Source organism: Patescibacteria group bacterium (assembly GCA_041665585.1).
In the GTDB taxonomy this organism is placed as follows: domain Bacteria; phylum Patescibacteriota; class Gracilibacteria; order JAHISY01; family JAHISY01; genus JAHISY01.
Genome location: JBAYIN010000002.1, coordinates 139,214 through 155,415, shown reverse-complemented (window position 1 = coordinate 155,415; position 16,202 = coordinate 139,214). Strand labels below are relative to the sequence as shown.

The 16,202-nt window shown below is 48.2% G+C and carries 11 protein-coding genes and 2 tRNA genes; 7 read left to right on the top strand and 6 right to left on the bottom strand.

Translation table 11 applies throughout. The features are described from left to right. Positions 1-33: 33 nt before the first annotated feature. Positions 34-110: transfer RNA gene (locus WCV72_02040), tRNA-Gly, on the bottom strand. A 50-nt stretch (positions 111-160) separates the two neighbouring features. Here WCV72_02040 and WCV72_02035 point away from each other — a divergent pair. Then, entirely contained in the window at positions 161-622 is a 462-nt protein-coding gene (locus tag WCV72_02035; protein MFA6458150.1) for a 23S rRNA (pseudouridine(1915)-N(3))-methyltransferase RlmH, read from the top strand. A gap of 75 nt (positions 623-697) precedes the next feature. Here the strand turns inward: WCV72_02035 and WCV72_02030 are convergent, their stop codons facing one another. Beyond that, a complete protein-coding gene (locus WCV72_02030) occupies positions 698-1,048 on the bottom strand; it encodes a zinc ribbon domain-containing protein (protein ID MFA6458149.1) in 351 nt (116 codons plus the stop codon). 76 nt (positions 1,049-1,124) lie between these two features. Between WCV72_02030 and gap the strand changes: the two genes are divergently transcribed. The 3 genes from gap to WCV72_02015 all read left to right on the top strand — a co-directional run bounded on the left by gap (position 1,125) and on the right by WCV72_02015 (position 7,567). Then, a complete protein-coding gene (gap, locus tag WCV72_02025; protein MFA6458148.1) occupies positions 1,125-2,132 on the top strand; it encodes a type I glyceraldehyde-3-phosphate dehydrogenase in 1,008 nt (335 codons plus the stop codon). A gap of 558 nt (positions 2,133-2,690) precedes the next feature. Further along, positions 2,691-3,680 carry a biotin--[acetyl-CoA-carboxylase] ligase gene (locus WCV72_02020; protein MFA6458147.1) on the top strand — a complete coding sequence of 330 codons (990 nt, stop codon included), beginning with the start codon at positions 2,691-2,693 and terminating at the stop codon, positions 3,678-3,680. Positions 3,681-3,877: 197 nt separating this feature from the next. Further along, complete coding sequence (locus WCV72_02015; protein ID MFA6458146.1) at positions 3,878-7,567, top strand: biotin carboxylase N-terminal domain-containing protein; 3,690 nt, start codon at positions 3,878-3,880, stop codon at positions 7,565-7,567. A gap of 263 nt (positions 7,568-7,830) precedes the next feature. Here the strand turns inward: WCV72_02015 and recJ are convergent, their stop codons facing one another. The 4 genes from recJ to lysS form a co-directional block, all read right to left on the bottom strand. Further along, positions 7,831-9,438: a single-stranded-DNA-specific exonuclease RecJ gene (gene recJ / locus WCV72_02010; GenBank protein ID MFA6458145.1), complete on the bottom strand. Its 1,608-nt coding sequence runs from the start codon at positions 9,436-9,438 to the stop codon at positions 7,831-7,833. Between the two features lie 31 nt (positions 9,439-9,469). After that, the gene (locus WCV72_02005; GenBank protein ID MFA6458144.1) at positions 9,470-10,045 is read right to left on the bottom strand and encodes a transposase; all 576 of its coding nucleotides are present in this window, start codon (positions 10,043-10,045) and stop codon (positions 9,470-9,472) included. Positions 10,046-10,293: 248 nt separating this feature from the next. After that, complete coding sequence (locus tag WCV72_02000; protein ID MFA6458143.1) at positions 10,294-11,559, bottom strand: hypothetical protein; 1,266 nt, start codon at positions 11,557-11,559, stop codon at positions 10,294-10,296. A gap of 136 nt (positions 11,560-11,695) precedes the next feature. Further along, positions 11,696-13,153, bottom strand: coding sequence for a lysine--tRNA ligase (gene lysS, locus WCV72_01995; protein MFA6458142.1), 1,458 nt, complete (start codon positions 13,151-13,153; stop codon positions 11,696-11,698). Between the two features lie 145 nt (positions 13,154-13,298). On the opposite strand from lysS, the gene WCV72_01990 reads away from it, so the two are divergent. From WCV72_01990 to WCV72_01980, 3 genes are all read left to right on the top strand, one after another. Beyond that, positions 13,299-13,375, top strand: a tRNA-Arg gene (locus WCV72_01990). Between the two features lie 554 nt (positions 13,376-13,929). Next, positions 13,930-14,406 carry a MarR family transcriptional regulator gene (locus WCV72_01985; GenBank protein MFA6458141.1) on the top strand — a complete coding sequence of 159 codons (477 nt, stop codon included), beginning with the start codon at positions 13,930-13,932 and terminating at the stop codon, positions 14,404-14,406. A gap of 27 nt (positions 14,407-14,433) precedes the next feature. Next, positions 14,434-16,176, top strand: a complete 1,743-nt coding sequence (locus WCV72_01980; GenBank protein ID MFA6458140.1) for an efflux RND transporter periplasmic adaptor subunit — start codon at positions 14,434-14,436, stop codon at positions 16,174-16,176. The last annotated feature ends 26 nt before the right edge of the window (positions 16,177-16,202 follow it).

Here is a 16,202-nt window from a genome sequence, read left to right as displayed (position 1 = left end):
CGCCTGGGCGGGACGACCTGCGCTCTGTGAAGTTGGAGCGGATGACCGGGTTCGAACCGGCGACCTCCACCTTGGCAAGGTGGCGCTCTAGCCAACTGAGCTACATCCGCGTGCCGAGAATTTTAGCAAAACTTTTTTTGAATTCAATTAAAATCTTCCCGTGAAAATCCGGATTTTGGCAATCGCGAAAAAACCCCAAAATTGGGCGGCAGCGGCGGAAGCTGATTTTTTCAAACGCCTGCAGAATTTCGCTGAAATCGAGATTATCTTGCTCGCGCCAGCCGATGAAAATTCGCTTGCGGAAAAGGCGAAAAAGATTGAAGCGGAGAAATTGCTCGCCAAAATTTCACCTGACGATTTCGTGCTGGCTTGCGATCCGGGTGGTCGCAGCTTGAGCTCCGAAGACTTCGCGGAGATTTTCCGCGGAGCGCGCGACACTGCCAAAAAAGTCGTTTGCGTGATTGGTGGTTCGTCTGGTCTTGGTGTCGAAGTCTTGGCGCGGGCGGATTTGAAAATTTCCTTTTCGCCAATGACTTTCCCGCACGAGCTTTTTCGTGTGATTTTGCTTGAACAAATTTACCGTGCCTTCACCATTCTTGCCGGAAAAAAATACCACAAATAGCGGGTAGTGTTAGTTGGTAGTGTTAGTGGGTAGTGTTAGTGTTAGCGGGTAGTGTTAGTGTTAGCGGATTTTTTTCTAAAAAATTTCCGAGAGGGCGAAGGCGCCGAGTGCGACGAGCACTGCCAAAATCAGCCAATTTTTCAAATCGAGTTTGCGTCGTTCGGCGGCGACACGCTGTTCGACTTCTGCCACGACCATTTTGGCGACGCAATTCGGGCAGCGCATTTCGGCAATCTCGACGGCATCACCGCAGCTCGTGCAATTCAATTTGGCGACGAAGCTTTTGCAGTGCTTACATTTTTTCGCATTCTTCTCGATGATTTCCGCGCACCAGGGACATTTCCGCAAATTTAAATCGACGCTGCAAAATTTGCACTTCAGCGCATCGTCTTTGATTTTTTCGCCACAAGCCGGACAATCTTTCAAATTTTTGGTAGTTAGTAGAATATGTTTAGCCGTATTTTAACAAATCTATTTGCGGCTCTGCTAAAATCTTCGCACGATGAATTCCAAACCAATTCGCGTCGCAATCAATGGCTACGGCAGGATTGGCCGCTGTTTTCACCGCCAAGCGCTGGGCGATGCTGCAATCGAAATCGTCGCGGTCAATTCGCGCGCTGATGCGGCGATGCACGCGCATTTACTCAAATACGATTCGATTTACGGCAAATGCGCGGCGGAGATTTCGGCTGAAAAAAATCTTTTCAAAGTCAATGGCGCGGAGATTGCCGTGCTCGCCGGTGATCCGGGCAAGGATTTTTCTTGGCAGGATTTCGCTGTCGATGTCGTGATCGAGGCGACCGGACGACTCACCGATTATTCTGGCGCGGCGCTCCACCTCGAAGCCGGTGCGCGCAAAGTGCTGGTGACGGCGCCCTGCAACGACATTCGTATTCCGACTTTCGTCGTCGGCGTAAATGATTCCGAATTCGATCCGAGTTCGAAGATCGTCTCGAATGCGAGCTGCACGACGAATTGCCTCGCGCCACTCGCCAAAGTCATTCACGAAAATTTCGGCATTCGCCGCGCGCAGCTTTCCACCGTGCACTCTGTCACGGGCAACCAAAACATTCTCGATAATTCAGGCGGTGATTTTCGTCGCGCGCGCAGCTTCATTCCTTCGATTGTGCCGACCAAGACCGGAGTTTCATCCGCGCTCGGTCGCGTGATTCCGGAGCTGGCAAATAAATTTTCCGGCGTGAGTTTGCGTGTGCCGACGGCAGTCGTGTCGCTCGTCGATCTCACGGTCGAGCTCGAAAAAGCGACGACGGCGGAAGCGGTGAATGCGGCGATTGAAAAAAGTTCCAAAGGCAAAATGGCGGGAATTCTCGGGATTTCGCGCGAGCCGCTCGTCTCGATTGATTTCCGCGGCGATACGCGTTCGTCGATTGTCGATGCGGAAAATACGAAAATTGTTGACGGAAAATTACTTAAGATTTTGTCGTGGTACGACAACGAATGGGGTTACTCCGCGCGCGTCGTCGATCTCGTCAAGATGCTCGGGGCGTGAATTTGAAAATTAAGCATTGTGTTTGATAAAATCGAACCTTAATTTTTTAACCCCCTTAATATGGAAAACCTACTAAGAGAGTCGGCAGGTGGTGATAGAGAAGAAATAGTCTTGGTTCTTGGGTCCGTACTTGCGGCAGAAGTAGCAGAAGCGAGATTAAAAAAGAATCTGCCAAAGCCACAAATAGAGCAAGGCGAATATCCTTACGAAAATCGATCCTAGGAGTTTTGATTATTTGATTAGTTCAATAGCACGGTAAATCCGGAGTTTTTTTGTGGTTTAAATTTTGGTTGTCTTTGACTAAAATCAATTGAAATATATTTCAGTGAATTTCAAACGAAATTAATTCGGAGGGCAATCAGGTTGCAGCTCCGCAGGCAGATATTTGCCCAGTGTGCCTGATTTTGGCACGAAGCTTGATTAGGCATTGATTTCCTACACGACGAAGGAGGCTAGTTTGCACACTGCTTTTGATCAGTTTTGCCTCAATGATTTCGAATCATGAAGATTTGCTAATAATATAAAATATTTGTTAAAATCTGCAACTTCCGATTTGTAATGTCGTCCTTTGACATTTCGGGAAATAAAAGCCAAGAAAACAAATTTTTTAATTTAATTTTTTATATGGGAAAAAAGCCTAAACAGGCTGAACTTATTTCTGATGTGCCATTACAAGAATTAGAAAAATTAGGCTTCCAAATCGGGGCGAGCAGAGAGGTTGATTCTCGGCTCGCAGCTTTGATTCGAACTAACCGAAAATTACTAGGCTATGGTCTCGATGCCAATAAACGAGAATTTGGTAGGAGACTGATAGTGCTAGACAGTGTGCCGACGACCATGGATTTGGTCGATGATTTGGCGAAGGCGGGGCAGATGAATGCTGGTGATGCTTTAATCGCCTTGGAGCAAACTAAAGGTTTGGGACAAAATGGCAGAAGCTGGGTTTCCAAGCGAGGTAATTTGCACGCCAATGTTTTGGTCGCTGGAACAGAAGAAGAATTGCGTCTCAGCACGGTAATCGCTGCCTTGGCAGGCAATGCGACGGTTGGCAGTTTCGGAGTAAAGCAAAGCGGCATCAAATGGGTGAATGATATTTTGGTGAAAAATGGGAAAGGCTACGATAAAATTGCTGGAATTCTGACGCGTGTAATTCCAGTAAATATTTCATCTAGACTAGCGAATATTGGTATCGGGCTCAATCTCAACACCTTCCCCGCAGCCGCTGACTTGGATCAATTCGTGACCGGAGTCACTACTCTACGAAAAAAAACTCAACAAGAATTTTCTCTAGCCGAAGTGACTGATGTTTTATTGCAGCACTTGGCTAAGCAATTTTTGCAAGTGCGACTTGGTAATCGACAAGAAATCATTCATGCGTACAATGATCAGTTGGTCGGCAAGTATCAGCCAGCTCGCTTGCATGATGATTCAAATGGCGAAGTCGTGAGTGGCAAATTTTTCGGAGTAAATGATGACGGTTATGCTCGAATTGCTACAAGAAGAGGCTTGGAAGAATTTTTTAGTGGCCGTTTGGAAATAGTTCAGTGAAAGAGACGCTTCTGCGAAGTGTCTCTCTTTGTTTCTCGAAATGTCGTGAGATGGAGAGAGGCACTTTGTTTTGGTGTCTTGTCAGTGTTTAGATTTCGGCGAGTCGGGTGGTCCGATTCGCTGATATGGTTTTCCACAGGTGTGCGCACACTTGTGGTTTGGTGAAAAATTTTCTAGGCCTAGAAAAAGGAGAATCCATGGAGAACAGAAAAACAAAATTTTGGCTAAGGTATGTCCAGAGAAATCTGGGCAATGGCGGTGCTTCAAAAGAGGAGATCAAAGCGCTCCTTGCGGAGCATCAACCCTGGTTCCTTGTCTGGAACCGGGATGTCGCTGCAGTGATTGCAATTCAGCGTCTTCGTGAGTTGGGGATCAAGGTCGCTGTTTTGGCGAATGATGAAGATGTACGGGCTAACACCTATTTCACGACCATCGCAGATCGTGTTGTGAATGTAGGCGAGCTGTCCTATGTTCAGTTCGAAGAAATTTTTAAGCTGATTCCTGACGATATTGTCGCTATTCTTCCTATGTGGGGTTTCTCAGCTGAGATACCTGGCATGGAAGCAAGTTGCAAAAAACGCGGTATTATTTGGGTCGGTCAATCAGACGAAGTCCTGACAAAATTGGGTGACAAAGCAGCGGCGCGGAAAATTGCCGTTGACGCCGGAGTTCCGGTTTCACCGGGTGTAACTACACCTTTACAGAACCTGGATGAGGCTGTTCGAGCTGCCAACGAAGTCGGTTATCCCGTAAGGTTAAAAGCCGCATTTGGAGGCGGTGGTCGTGGACAAGAAGTTGTTGGCTCTGATGAGGATCTGATGGCAGGGTTTCAATCTTTGGGTGAATATGCCAAAAAGCAGTTTGGAAACCCAGACTTGATTCTCGAAAAAGAGATTGTTTCTCCCCAGCACGGGGAAGTTCAAATTATTGCTGACGGTTTCGGAAAAGTGGTCGGGGTTGATTACAGGATATGCTCTGTGCAGGTTCGGCAAAAAGGCAAGGGCGGTCAAAAAAAGCTGGAGTGGGGACATCACCCCTGGATTGAGAATCGACCAGAGATAAAGATGACGTTGATTAATAACGCCGAAAAAGTTTGTCGGCAGGCCGGATTAACTGGGATTTGCACGGTCGAGTTTTTAATTTATTCAGATACGAACGGGCAGATCAAGGTTGTTTTTATGGAAGTTAACACTCGTATCCAGGTTGAGCATCGGGCAACAGAAATTCTGACAGGGCTTAATTTGATCGAGTGGATGGTTATTGTCTCCTTTGGTGGACGAATTGATTTCGATCGATCCGATCTTGCTGGCAGAAAGGAGTTTTCAGTCAACGTTAGGTGTGTGGCGTTCGATCCAAAGAATAATTTTAATTCCAAGGGTGGCTATGTAATGAGTCATAGAGCGCCATCGCAAAGTGCTGACACCTGGGTGGTCAGTTCAATTAGAACTGGTCATACCTGTGAGGTCGATTTCGACCCCATGTTCGCGATGGTAACGGTAAGGGCAGATACATGGAAGGGGCTTCACCAAAAAGCAGCTGAAATACTTTCCAGTTATAAAATTTTGGGGTTTCCGTCGAGCATTCCGCTCGATATCGAGATCCTGAGAAATCGCCAAATTACCGAAGGAGAGCCAGTTTCGGTCGATTTTTTATCCGAAAATCTTGAAGAGCTTCTGACATATCGAGATCGCGATGCTGAAGCGTTGCGAATCGCTCGCTATATTATGGAGACATCAGCCAAGGGGTATAGCCCTATTATCGGGACGAAACATCGGGGCTTTGACAGTCCTTATTTGGTGCCTTCAATGGTTCCACCAGCTGTTATCGATTCTCATCGGGATTATCCTGATCTGAAAGATAATGGTTCGGTTGAGTTCATTGACTACATTCGCCGTAATGCGGCTGCTGGGCGAATCTCTTACGAAATTACTATGAGAGACGTTGTCCAGTGCGAAACGACTAACTTCTTGTCAATGTGGCTGATTAACAAAATCGGCCCGTTGTTGGATCAAACCAACGTCGCGATGGTCGAGACTTGGGGTGGAGCGACTCCGCAGCAAGCAGCTCGGATTATGGGTTGCCCACCCTTTGAATATGCTCGTATTTGGAAAGGGGTAGTCAAGCGTATCCCGCTGGTCATGCTGAGTCGAAGCACAAATATTGTCGGTCTCAATCCGCAACCGCGGCAGGTTATTCCGGACATGGTCGACATGATTGTGCAAAGCGGGAACGACTGTATCAGGAATTTCGACTCGGTTGATCCGAGGACTCTTGACTCAACCCACGAAGCCTATGCACGGCATCGCGAGAAAATTATTTACATGCCGTGTCTTACTATGACGCGGCCTGACGGCAAAAGATTTACGATCTCTGGTTATCTCGAGGTCGTAAGACAAATAATCAATGATGTCGCCGATAAATTCGGCATGACCGAAGAGGAGGTGATTAACTGGATTATCCTTGACCTCAAGGATATGAGTGGAAACTGGATGGCTAGTGAAATTACAGAACTGGTCACTGGAATTGTGAAAATGTATCCTCGGATTGTCATGCGGTATCACACTCATCAAACCAGTGGTATGTGGGCAATGGTTTGTCTTGCGGCCGTCAAGGCCGGGGTGCAGATGCTTTGTCTTGGGTTGGAATCGATGACCAGAAACTTTGGTCAGCCTCCGATTCAGACAGTCGATGCAATTTTGCGTGAGCAGGGTTACGAGCCCATAGTCAATATGGAGGCTGTGTCGGCGCTAAACGATTATTTACAGGGCTGGTTTGCGCTCTATGATGCATATTTGAGCCCCAGGATTAAGGGACCCAAGTACAGCGTTAGGGACACCAAACTAGCTGGGGGGGCAATGAGCTCCATCTCTACAAACTTGGAAGAGATGGGTATTGCTCATCTCAAACAATTTGTGGATGCCCACCTTCAAAGATCGAATTTAATTTTGGGTGGGCACGCTGTAACGCCGATGCAGCAGCTTTATATTACCCAAGCTGCTTCGGCGGTTTGCAACGAATATAATCGTGTAAAGGACGAAGAGCTTTCCAGGCTGCGCCGTTTAAAGACCATGCTTGAAAACATGGATTTGATTATTGATGGTCAGTCCGAGAGGGTCTCGGTGGCAGCAAAGGCGCGTATTTTTGCGCCGCTGGATTCGTTGAAGCAGTTCTTGCTTGGCTGCTGGGGTACTCCTCCTGGCGGATATCCTGATGATTGGGTTTACCAAGCTACGTTTGGTGAGAAGTGGGGGGACGCGATTGCCAAAAGATCGGATCTTGCTTTTGAGCCTGCTTATGTCTCTGAAGAAGAAATTGTAATGCAGCTCGAGGCTCATGAGGTCGAGCCGAGTCTGGAAAACATCCTTTCTTATCGTCTGTTTCCCCGTGATTTTCCGGGATGCATGGAAAACATTCGGCAATACGGTATGCCATTCCTGACGCTACCCGATCATGTCTCTCTCCAGGGTCTGATCGTTGATGGGTGCGATTCGGTTGAATTTCAGGTTGGCGGTGAAGATCATTCATTCCGCCTTCTGACAGTTTCCTCTGTCAATCCGGCCGATGGGACCAGGACCGTCGAAGGAATGCTGAATTCCTACCTTTTAAAACTGAAGGTTGTTGTCAGGGATGTTCGCAAAATAGAAAAAGCGGACCAGGAGGATCCGCTGCAGATTAGTTATGGCATTCCTGGAAAGATTTACAAATGCCTCAAAAAAACCGGTGATTCAGTCGCACCGGGTGATACTCTGGTCGTTCTTGAGATCGCTAAGAACGAGGTGCCTGTTTGTTATCAAGGTACCGAATCAGCTAAGGTAAAAAGGATAGTTCGCCCTGTTGGCGAAAAAGTCGGCGAGGGCGATCTACTTGTCGAGCTCGAAAAACTTTAACCTCTTGCCCTCAGATATCTTCGGATGGTCTGCGGGCAGAGCTTCGTTTTGACTAAGTTGTTTTCCGGTGGCGAGCCGCTGTCATTAGCGGAGGCGCCACGCGGTAGACTTTTTACAAACAATTTAAACGGTTTGGGGAGGAGGATTCAGTTCCTTCTCCCCATTCATTTTTTTACCGAGGAAATAAGAAATTATTTTTTCAGTAAAGTAATGCGCTTCAATTAAGCAGTTTGAGACTTTTACAAATTCTCGATTGTTGTTTTTCAGCGTGCGTCGACGATGCGGAGCTGGAGCTCGCGATTGCCATTCCACACATTTTCGCCGAAGTTGAAAACCAGGTCGGCGGTTTTTTGTTTTTCCAGCGCGGCTGCGAATTCACCGAAGCGAAAAGCGATGGCGGTGATTTTTTGTCCACCGACTTGCATTTTCAGATGTTTGCCTTCGTCGCCGATGGCGCGAATATCCGCGAGCGGAGCAGCGCGCCAGAGCAGATTGGGTTCGGCATTGCCCATGCCGAAGGGTGCGAGCGTTTCCAGTTCATTTAAAAATTTTTCCGTCAAAATATTTTCCGCGACTTCCAGATCGAGGTCGAGCGTCGGCGTGAGCGCGACGGTCGCGATATTTTTTTCCGCAAAAGCCGCAATTTGTTTTTCGAATTCCGCCTGATTTTTTCCTACTAGCGTGAAGCCCGCTGCGCCGCGGTGACCGCCGAATTTCGCGAGCAGGTCGCTGCAGGCGGTGAGTGCTGCGGTGATGTCGAAGTCCGCGAGGGGGGAGCGACAGCTGCCGACGAGATTGTCCGTTTGCGTGCTCATCACGATCGCCGGGCGAAAATATTTCTCGGCGAGATTCGCGGCGGCGAGTCCGATGATGCCGGGGTGGAAATCACCGCTCGCGACGAGAATTTTTTCGGCGCCGCATTTCCCCAGCTGCTCCTCGACCTCAGCCAAAATTTTCGCCGTGAAACCCTGTCGTTCGCGATTCAGTCGTTCGAGTTCGTCGGCGAATTTTTCTCCCGCGCCATGCGCCAAAGCCTGAAACGCGACCAGTGGGTCGGCGAGGCGACCGGCGGCATTCAGCCGCGGTGCGACGCGGAAGCCGATGTCATCCGCCGAGACTTTGCCTTTGACTCCGGCATTCGCCAAAATTTTCTGCAAACCCACATTCCGAATTTTCGGCAGCGCCGCGAGGCCGGCGGCGACGAGCGCGCGATTTTCACCCGTGAGCGGGCAGACATCGGCGAGTGTGCCGATTGCCGCGAGTGCGAGCATTTCATTCCTGAGCTCAGTCGGCAGCTCGCCTAGATTTTCCGCGAGCTTCAGCGCGACTGCCGCGCCGCTCAGATTTTTGTCTGGATAAGTACAATTTTTTTGCTTCGGATTGACGATGGCTAAAGCCGGCGGCAAAACCTGCGGCGGCGTGTGGTGGTCGGTGATGATCACCTCGATGCCGAGCTGATTGGCGAGCGCGACTTCCGCGACCGCCGAGATACCATTGTCCACCGTCACGATGAGCTTCACGCCGAGAGTTTTCGCTTCCTCGATAAATTGCGCATTCAAACCATAACCGTCGCGCATGCGGTGGGGCAGGCGCACGCTGACCGCGCCGCCGAGCTGCGTGATTGCCTTGAAAAGAATCACCGACGCTGTCACACCGTCTGCGTCGTAATCGCCGACAATCAAAATGCGCTCGCCTTTTTCAATCGCTAGATTGATGCGCGCCGCGGCTCGCGTGAGGTCGCGCATTTTCGCGCCGGAGTGAATTTCACTAGCATCGATGCCGCGTACTTTCTTTAGCTGCGTCAAGAAATCGCCGCTCGCTGACTCGCGCGGGAAGATCCATCGGCGGCCGAGAAGAGAAAGGCGATCCATCTTCAGGATTTTAACACCCTGAAAAATGAAATTATTTTCTCAATCGTTCCTCGTCCTTTTCCCAATCTCTCGGGTTCTGCCAGATGTAATCTCGAATGTTATTTAATTCGTCGTCCTCGCGAATGACATGGTCGTGAAATGATTTCTGCCAGACGGAATAAATTTGGGAATTTCGTTGGCGGATGATTCGGGTGACCGATGATTTGAATCCGTGAATTATTTTTGGAATCGCCATTTTGGTTCGATCAATTTTTTGTGATTGTGTTTGTGGAGAACACGGTATTTGTAGGGAACGCAGATCTGCGTTCCCTACGCGTTTTGTAATTTTTTCCGAATTTTCAATCCAAATCACCCCATGCACATGATTTGGCATCACCACGAATTCATCCAATTTCGCATTCGGAAAATGGTCGGGGATCTCGCGCCAACATTTCTCGGCGACCCGACCTGATTCATTCAAAACCATTTTGTCATTTTGAATCTCGCCAAAAATATTTGCGCGATTGTGTGTGCAGATCGTCACAAAATATGCGCCGTCGGTCGCGTAATCGAAATCTTTCAGTCGCGGCAATTTGCGGTCGCGGTCGGGGTGAGACGAGGCGCGCATGGTTTTATTTTAATCGAAAAATTCACCGATCGTTTTGCGAGAAAACGGATTGTGGGCGGCGGTTGGTAGGCTCGGTCTGTAGGGAACAAAATTTTTTGTTCCCTACCTGCGGTCGCGTTGCGGTATTTGTAGGGAACGCGATGATGGTGTTTGTAGGGAAAGCGATGATGGCGCGTTGTAGGGAACGCAGATCTGCGTTCCCTACGCCAAAACCAAATGAATTTTCAGGCGATAATTTTGCTATTTTTTTAAACTACCTCTAATTTTAAATGATACTTTTTTTTGATTTCTTTTTTATCCATGTATTCTTCTTTGAAGATATTCTTAAATATCTCTTGGAATTTTTTACTTTTTTTAATTTGGGAAAAAAGAGGCCAATCTCTGTATGCAATTTTTGTTACTAGGTCTCCTTTTTGGCCAATTTTTTCCATAAGCTCAAAAACATTTTTATTGTTTCCAAGTATGATTTCCTTTCCTAACTTAAAGTCGTCGCTGCAAGCGCTCCAGTCTTTGTTTTCGACGATTCTGCGAGCCCCATCTTTATCCCCTCCGAGTAATTTCGACAGGGCTTTATTCATTATCAAACAATTTAAAGTTGTTTCACTCGGATGCTGTTTTAGGATTTCAGTTGCAAATATCAAAAGCCTGTCAGCAATTTTATATTCACCCTTTCTTATTAAGTTGTAGATCAATTCGTTGAGGCTGTCGTCGGCGATATCATTTTCCGAAGGTAATAATTTTCGCCATACAACATGGGTAAGTTTTACAGCTATTTCCCTTAAGCAATCGTATGAGCTGTAAAAATATTCCGGCCCAATACTTAATGTATCGCCGATTTTAGGTTTAGATGTAAAGACGAATTTATGTTTTGCGCATATTCGAATATATTGGGGATTTACAACTCCATCACAATGAGTAAATAAGTTTCTCCTTTCTGTCAGCTCAACAAATATTGGCCAAATATCTAAGTCTTTGCGCAAGACCATGCCGAGTTTTTTTTCGAGCCAAACAAAGTGTTCTTCATGACTTTCGCGTAATATTCCGTCTATCTCTTTCTCTATAAGAAAATTTTTTGCCTCATCGATGCTATTGAAATCGCATAACTCTTTAAAACAAATCTGTTTTTCGGAGGAATTTAATATGCCCGTCTGCTCGAGTAAAATAAGTCTTACTGCTTGGCGAATAAAAACATCAAACTGAGTTATTAAGGAATTAAATAAGCTTCTAGGTATAACCTTAAAGGCCATTTCTGATAATTCTTTTGGCTTCTTTAATGATTTGAATTTTTGGTTGTCTTCGGGAGCTATTGAGAAAGTTTTAATTTTTTTTGCGACCTTGATGTTCTTTCCATATTTTTCTATAAAGTCGTCTAAACGCTTATCGCTTATCTGATGATTTATCCTAATTATTGACATTACGGCAGGCAAAACTTCTTTTAGACTTTCCAGGTAATCAAGGAAAGCTTCTAAATTTTGTCCGAAAAGAGTCTTTGATTGCCCATTTTTTTTATTCATTTTGAATTTTTAAATTGTGCGTTGATTTCCGTTGTGCCGGATTTTGTCTAAACAAGTCCACTATCTTACTTTTTGCCAATTTCTATTTTTCACCAAAAACAACATAAACTCAAAACTTTTTTTAAACAAAATTCCTTTATTTCTCCGGCTTCAGTAGCGGAAATAGCACTACATCTTTCAGATTGTCCGAATTTGTCAGGAGCGCGGTGAGGCGATCGATGCCGATGCCCCAACCGGCCGCGGGTGGCATACCGTGCGCCAGTGCGCGGACAAATTCTTCGTCATTTTCCATCGCCTCAGGATCACCGCCGTCGCGTGCTTTTTGTTGTTTGGCGAAGCGCTCGGCTTGATCGTCGGCGTCGGTCAATTCTGAGAAGGCGTTAATCACCTCCCAGCCATTGATCACGAGCTGGAAGCGGTCGACTTTTTGCGGATTCGCGTCGTTGCGGCGGGAGAGCGGGGAGAGCTCGACGGGGTGACCGACGATGAAAGTCGGATTCACGATTTTCTCGCGCAGGACTTTTTTGTACAGCGCGTCGATCAGATTGCCGCGACCGAGTTTCGGCAAATTCGCCACTTCGATTTTGAGCTCTTTGATTTTCGCGCGAATGTCATCGTCGCTCGCGGTCGCGAGATCGAGTCCGGCTTCTCGCGAAATCGCCTCGACGAGGTCGATTCTCGGGAAGGGTCCCTTGAGTGAAATTTTTTGTCCGCCAAATTCAATCTCCTCTTTGCCCAAAATTTTCACAATCGCGGTGAACATTTTTTCCGCTAGATTCAACAAAAATTCATAATTCTCATAACCGGCGTAGAGCTCGAGCATCGTGAAATCCTGGAGGTGTGTCGGGTCGATGCCTTCGTTGCGGAAGCAGCGGGCGAATTCGAAAACGCGCTCGAAGCCGCCAATCAGGCAGCGCTTCAAATAAGTCTCGGGCGCGATTCTCAAAACGCAGTCGAAATCCAGCGCTTCGTGGTGCGTGCGAAAAGGTTTGGCGACGGCGCCGCTCGGCTTGGACTGCAGCACAGGTGTCTCGACTTCGACGAAGCCTTCATTTTCAAAAAAGCTGCGCAGGGATTTGATCAGCTGCGAACGAAACAAAAAGCGCTCGCGCGTCTCGCGATTCGTCGCGAGGTCGAGGTGGCGCTCGCGGTATTTTTTTTCAATGTCAGCGAGTCCGTGAAATTTCTCAGGCAGTGGGGAAAGGCTTTTCGTCAACATTGTCAGCTCCGCGACGAGCAGGCTCGGTTCGCCGTGCTTCGTCGTGAAGGTCGTACCGCTCGCGCCGACGATGTCGCCGAGGTCGAGATTTTTCGCCCACAGCGCGAAGTCCGCCGTTTGACCATCCTGAATCACAATCTGATATTCGCCGGATAGACTCGCTAATTTCAAAAAGGCGAGCTTGCCCATCTGGCGCAGCTGCAAAATTCTCCCGGCGACCGCGACAGCGGGCGTGCCGTCTTTCAGTGCTCGCGCAGCGGTGAGATCGTGCGTTTTGACGAAGCGGTCAGCGAAAGGATTCACGCCGGCAGCGCGCAAAGCGGCGGCGCGTTCGCGGCGCATTTTCTCTTCGGAAATATTTTTGGGCTCGTTCATTTAAAAAGGCTACCTTGCGAGTTTAGCGAAAAGTTGGCAGTCGCGGAAGTTTTGCTCTAAAATCCGTCGGCTTAATTAGGGGATAGGGTTCAGGGTTTAGGTTATAGGGTTCAGGGTTTAGAAAAATAAATAAAATTTTATTTGTGCGCCCGTAGCTCAGCTGGATAGAGCATCAGCTTGCGGAGCTGGGGGTCGTAGGTTCAAATCCTGCCGGGCGCACCAAAATTTCTACGCGAATCTCGAAGCTCAGAAACATGGATTTAAGCCTTTAAGTCTTTAAGTCGTTGAGTCATTAGGTCATTGAGTGGTTGAGCCATTAGGTTCGGAGGGTGATTGGTGATGGGTTATTTGGCTTAGGGTCAGTTGGTCAATAGGTTCGGAGGGTTGTTGAGTCTTTGAGTCATTCAGTGGATTTTCTAAAATCGTGCCGATGCAAAGTGGTGGGTTAATTGAACTTGCGGGAGTCTGCAAATTTTTAAATTTTTACAATTTTTAATTTTATAAATAAATCCAAAATCCAAATTTTTAAAAATTAGAAATTAAAACTTATTTAAAAATTACAAAATTATAAATTAGAAAATTATCTCCAGAAGCTTGAAAAAATTCGAAATTTTGCTCAGCTCAAATCTAAACCAGCTTCGAGTTTTGAGTTAATTGTGTGTTTCATGTTTCATGCTCCATGCTCCATGTTATGTGCTATGTGCTCCACGACTGGTGCTTGACAGTAAAGAAGTTTATCAATAAACTTCGGTCTTCATCTTTAGCTGTCCACCAAAATGCCAACCAAGACAGGTCAGACCGAATTCGCACTCAGTGAAATCATCATCATGACGAGCACGCGCTTGCGCGCCATCGCCAATCGCTGCGTCTTCCGCGAGAGCAAAATCACCGGCACGCAGTTTCGGATTTTGCGTTTGCTCATGCTCAGGGATCAGCAGCAGCCGACTGAAGTTTTGAAGTTGGTGGGCGGTACGAAATCGAATGTGAGTCAGCGCATCAAATCACTGGAAAAGCAGGGCTTCGTCGTGCGTTCGGCGCACCAAGCTGGGGTGGATCGTCGCAATGTCTACATCGCGATTACAGCGTCGGGGCGCAAATTGGTTGAGGGGTTGATGCAGCGTTTTCATAAGGCGGCGAAGTCGCTCGAAAATCAATTCTCGCAAAAGGAGGTCGCAGCGCAGTTCGATTTTTTCAAAAAACTGAACCAGTTGCTCGATGAAAACGAACAAGCCATTATCAAACTTTTCGAATAATTTATTTTTTAAGTTAAAACCTGAAAAATGCAGTTCTCTCCCAAATATCTTCGCTTGAAATCCGCTGTGAGCTTCGGTCTCATCGCGCTCATCATGACGGGCTGCGCGGCGACGCCAGCGACCGATGATTCCGCCGCGAAAGTTTATGTCCCGTCGGTGCAGACCGTGCTTGTCGCGCCCGGGCTGGCGCGTGAAATCGCGACGACCGGCGAAGTTCAGGCTGTGAAATCAGCTGTTTTGACGAGTGAGCTGAGTGCCAATGTGCAAAAAGTTTTCGTGCAAGTGGGTGACTCGGTCACGGCTGGTCAATTACTCGTCCAGCTCGCTTCCGCCAGTGTCAGCTCCAGCCGTTCGACCGCGGGCGCGGCTTATGTCAATGCTCAAAACTCTCTGACTCAGACTGGTCTGTCCGCCGAACAAGGTGTCGCGGGCGCGCGCGTCGCGCTGAATACGGCGCAAATTTCGCTCACGAATACGCTCGCGCAAAACGAGGCGGTGCGGCAGCAGGCTGAACAGATTTTGAATTCCGCGAAACTGGCGAGCGGACTGTCAGTCGATGCGGCGCAAACCGCGCTCGACAATGTGATTCGTTCTGTCTATCCGACGGCGGATTCCGCCGTGGCTGCGTGCGATGGCATCATCGGCGTTTCACAAATTTACAAAAGCGCGAATGATTCTTACGAATATTTTCTCGGCTCACTCAGCTTCGCCTCGAAGCCGGCGGCGGAAGCGTCCATCACTTTAGCGCTCGATAAATTGGCTGGCACCGTTTCCGACTATGCCTCGGCGAGTGCGCTCCTCGCGGCGACAGAAGACGCTATTCTGAAGACGCTCGATGTCTTGAGTAATTCGACTGTCGGCACGAGCTTCACGCAGGCGACTCTGAATGCTGATATTGGCGCAATCAACGGCAAGCTTTCGGCGGTGCGTTCGACGATTTCCGCGCTCGACTCCGCGCAAGCCGGGCTTGCCTTGGCACAACAAAATTCCAACGGCACTTCGCAGACAGTACTTTCCGCTGAGGCGAATTATCAGACGACTCTCACGCAGCTTGCCGCAGCCGAAAAATCTGCGCGCCAGATGGTCGAATCAGCGAAGGCGGCGCTTGAGTCGGCGGAGCGTTCGACCGAACTTTCCAAAACTTCGGCGCGCGCTTCACTCAGCTCGGCGGCGGGCAATCTGAGCCAGACCGAAATTTCGCAAGACAAGCTCGCGATTCGTGCGCCTTTTTCCGGCAAAATTACCGAGATTGGAATCGAGCAGGGCGATCAGGTCGCGCCGGGGACGAAATTGGTCTCAGTCGAAGATGCCTCGCAGCTCAAGATTGTCGCGTATCTTTCGGCGGAGGAAGTGCGCCGCGTCAAGATTGGCGATGAGGTGAAAATCGCCAAGCAAAGCTCGGACAAAATTGCGACGATTGCGCCGTCGGCTGACGGCTTCACGCAAAAATTCGCCGTCGAAATTTTCACCGCAAATCCTTATTTGAAACCGGGTGAATTTGTCCAGCTGCGTTTCCAGATCGGAGAGTCTGATACTACGGACGCGCGTATTTTTCTCCCGCTCACCGCGCTCAATATTCTCGCTTCGGGAAATTCCGTCTGGGTGGTGCAGGATGGCAAAGCTTTCAAGCGACCGGTCGAGCTCGGCGCACTCGAAGGTGAATTTGTCGAAATCGTGAGCGGACTGAATTTAGACGAAGAGGCAATCGTCGGTGGTGGTCGTGTGCTCGACGAATCGAAAGATGGGATTGCGATCACGATCGCTAATTAATTTTAAATTTTTTGAAAATTAAACAA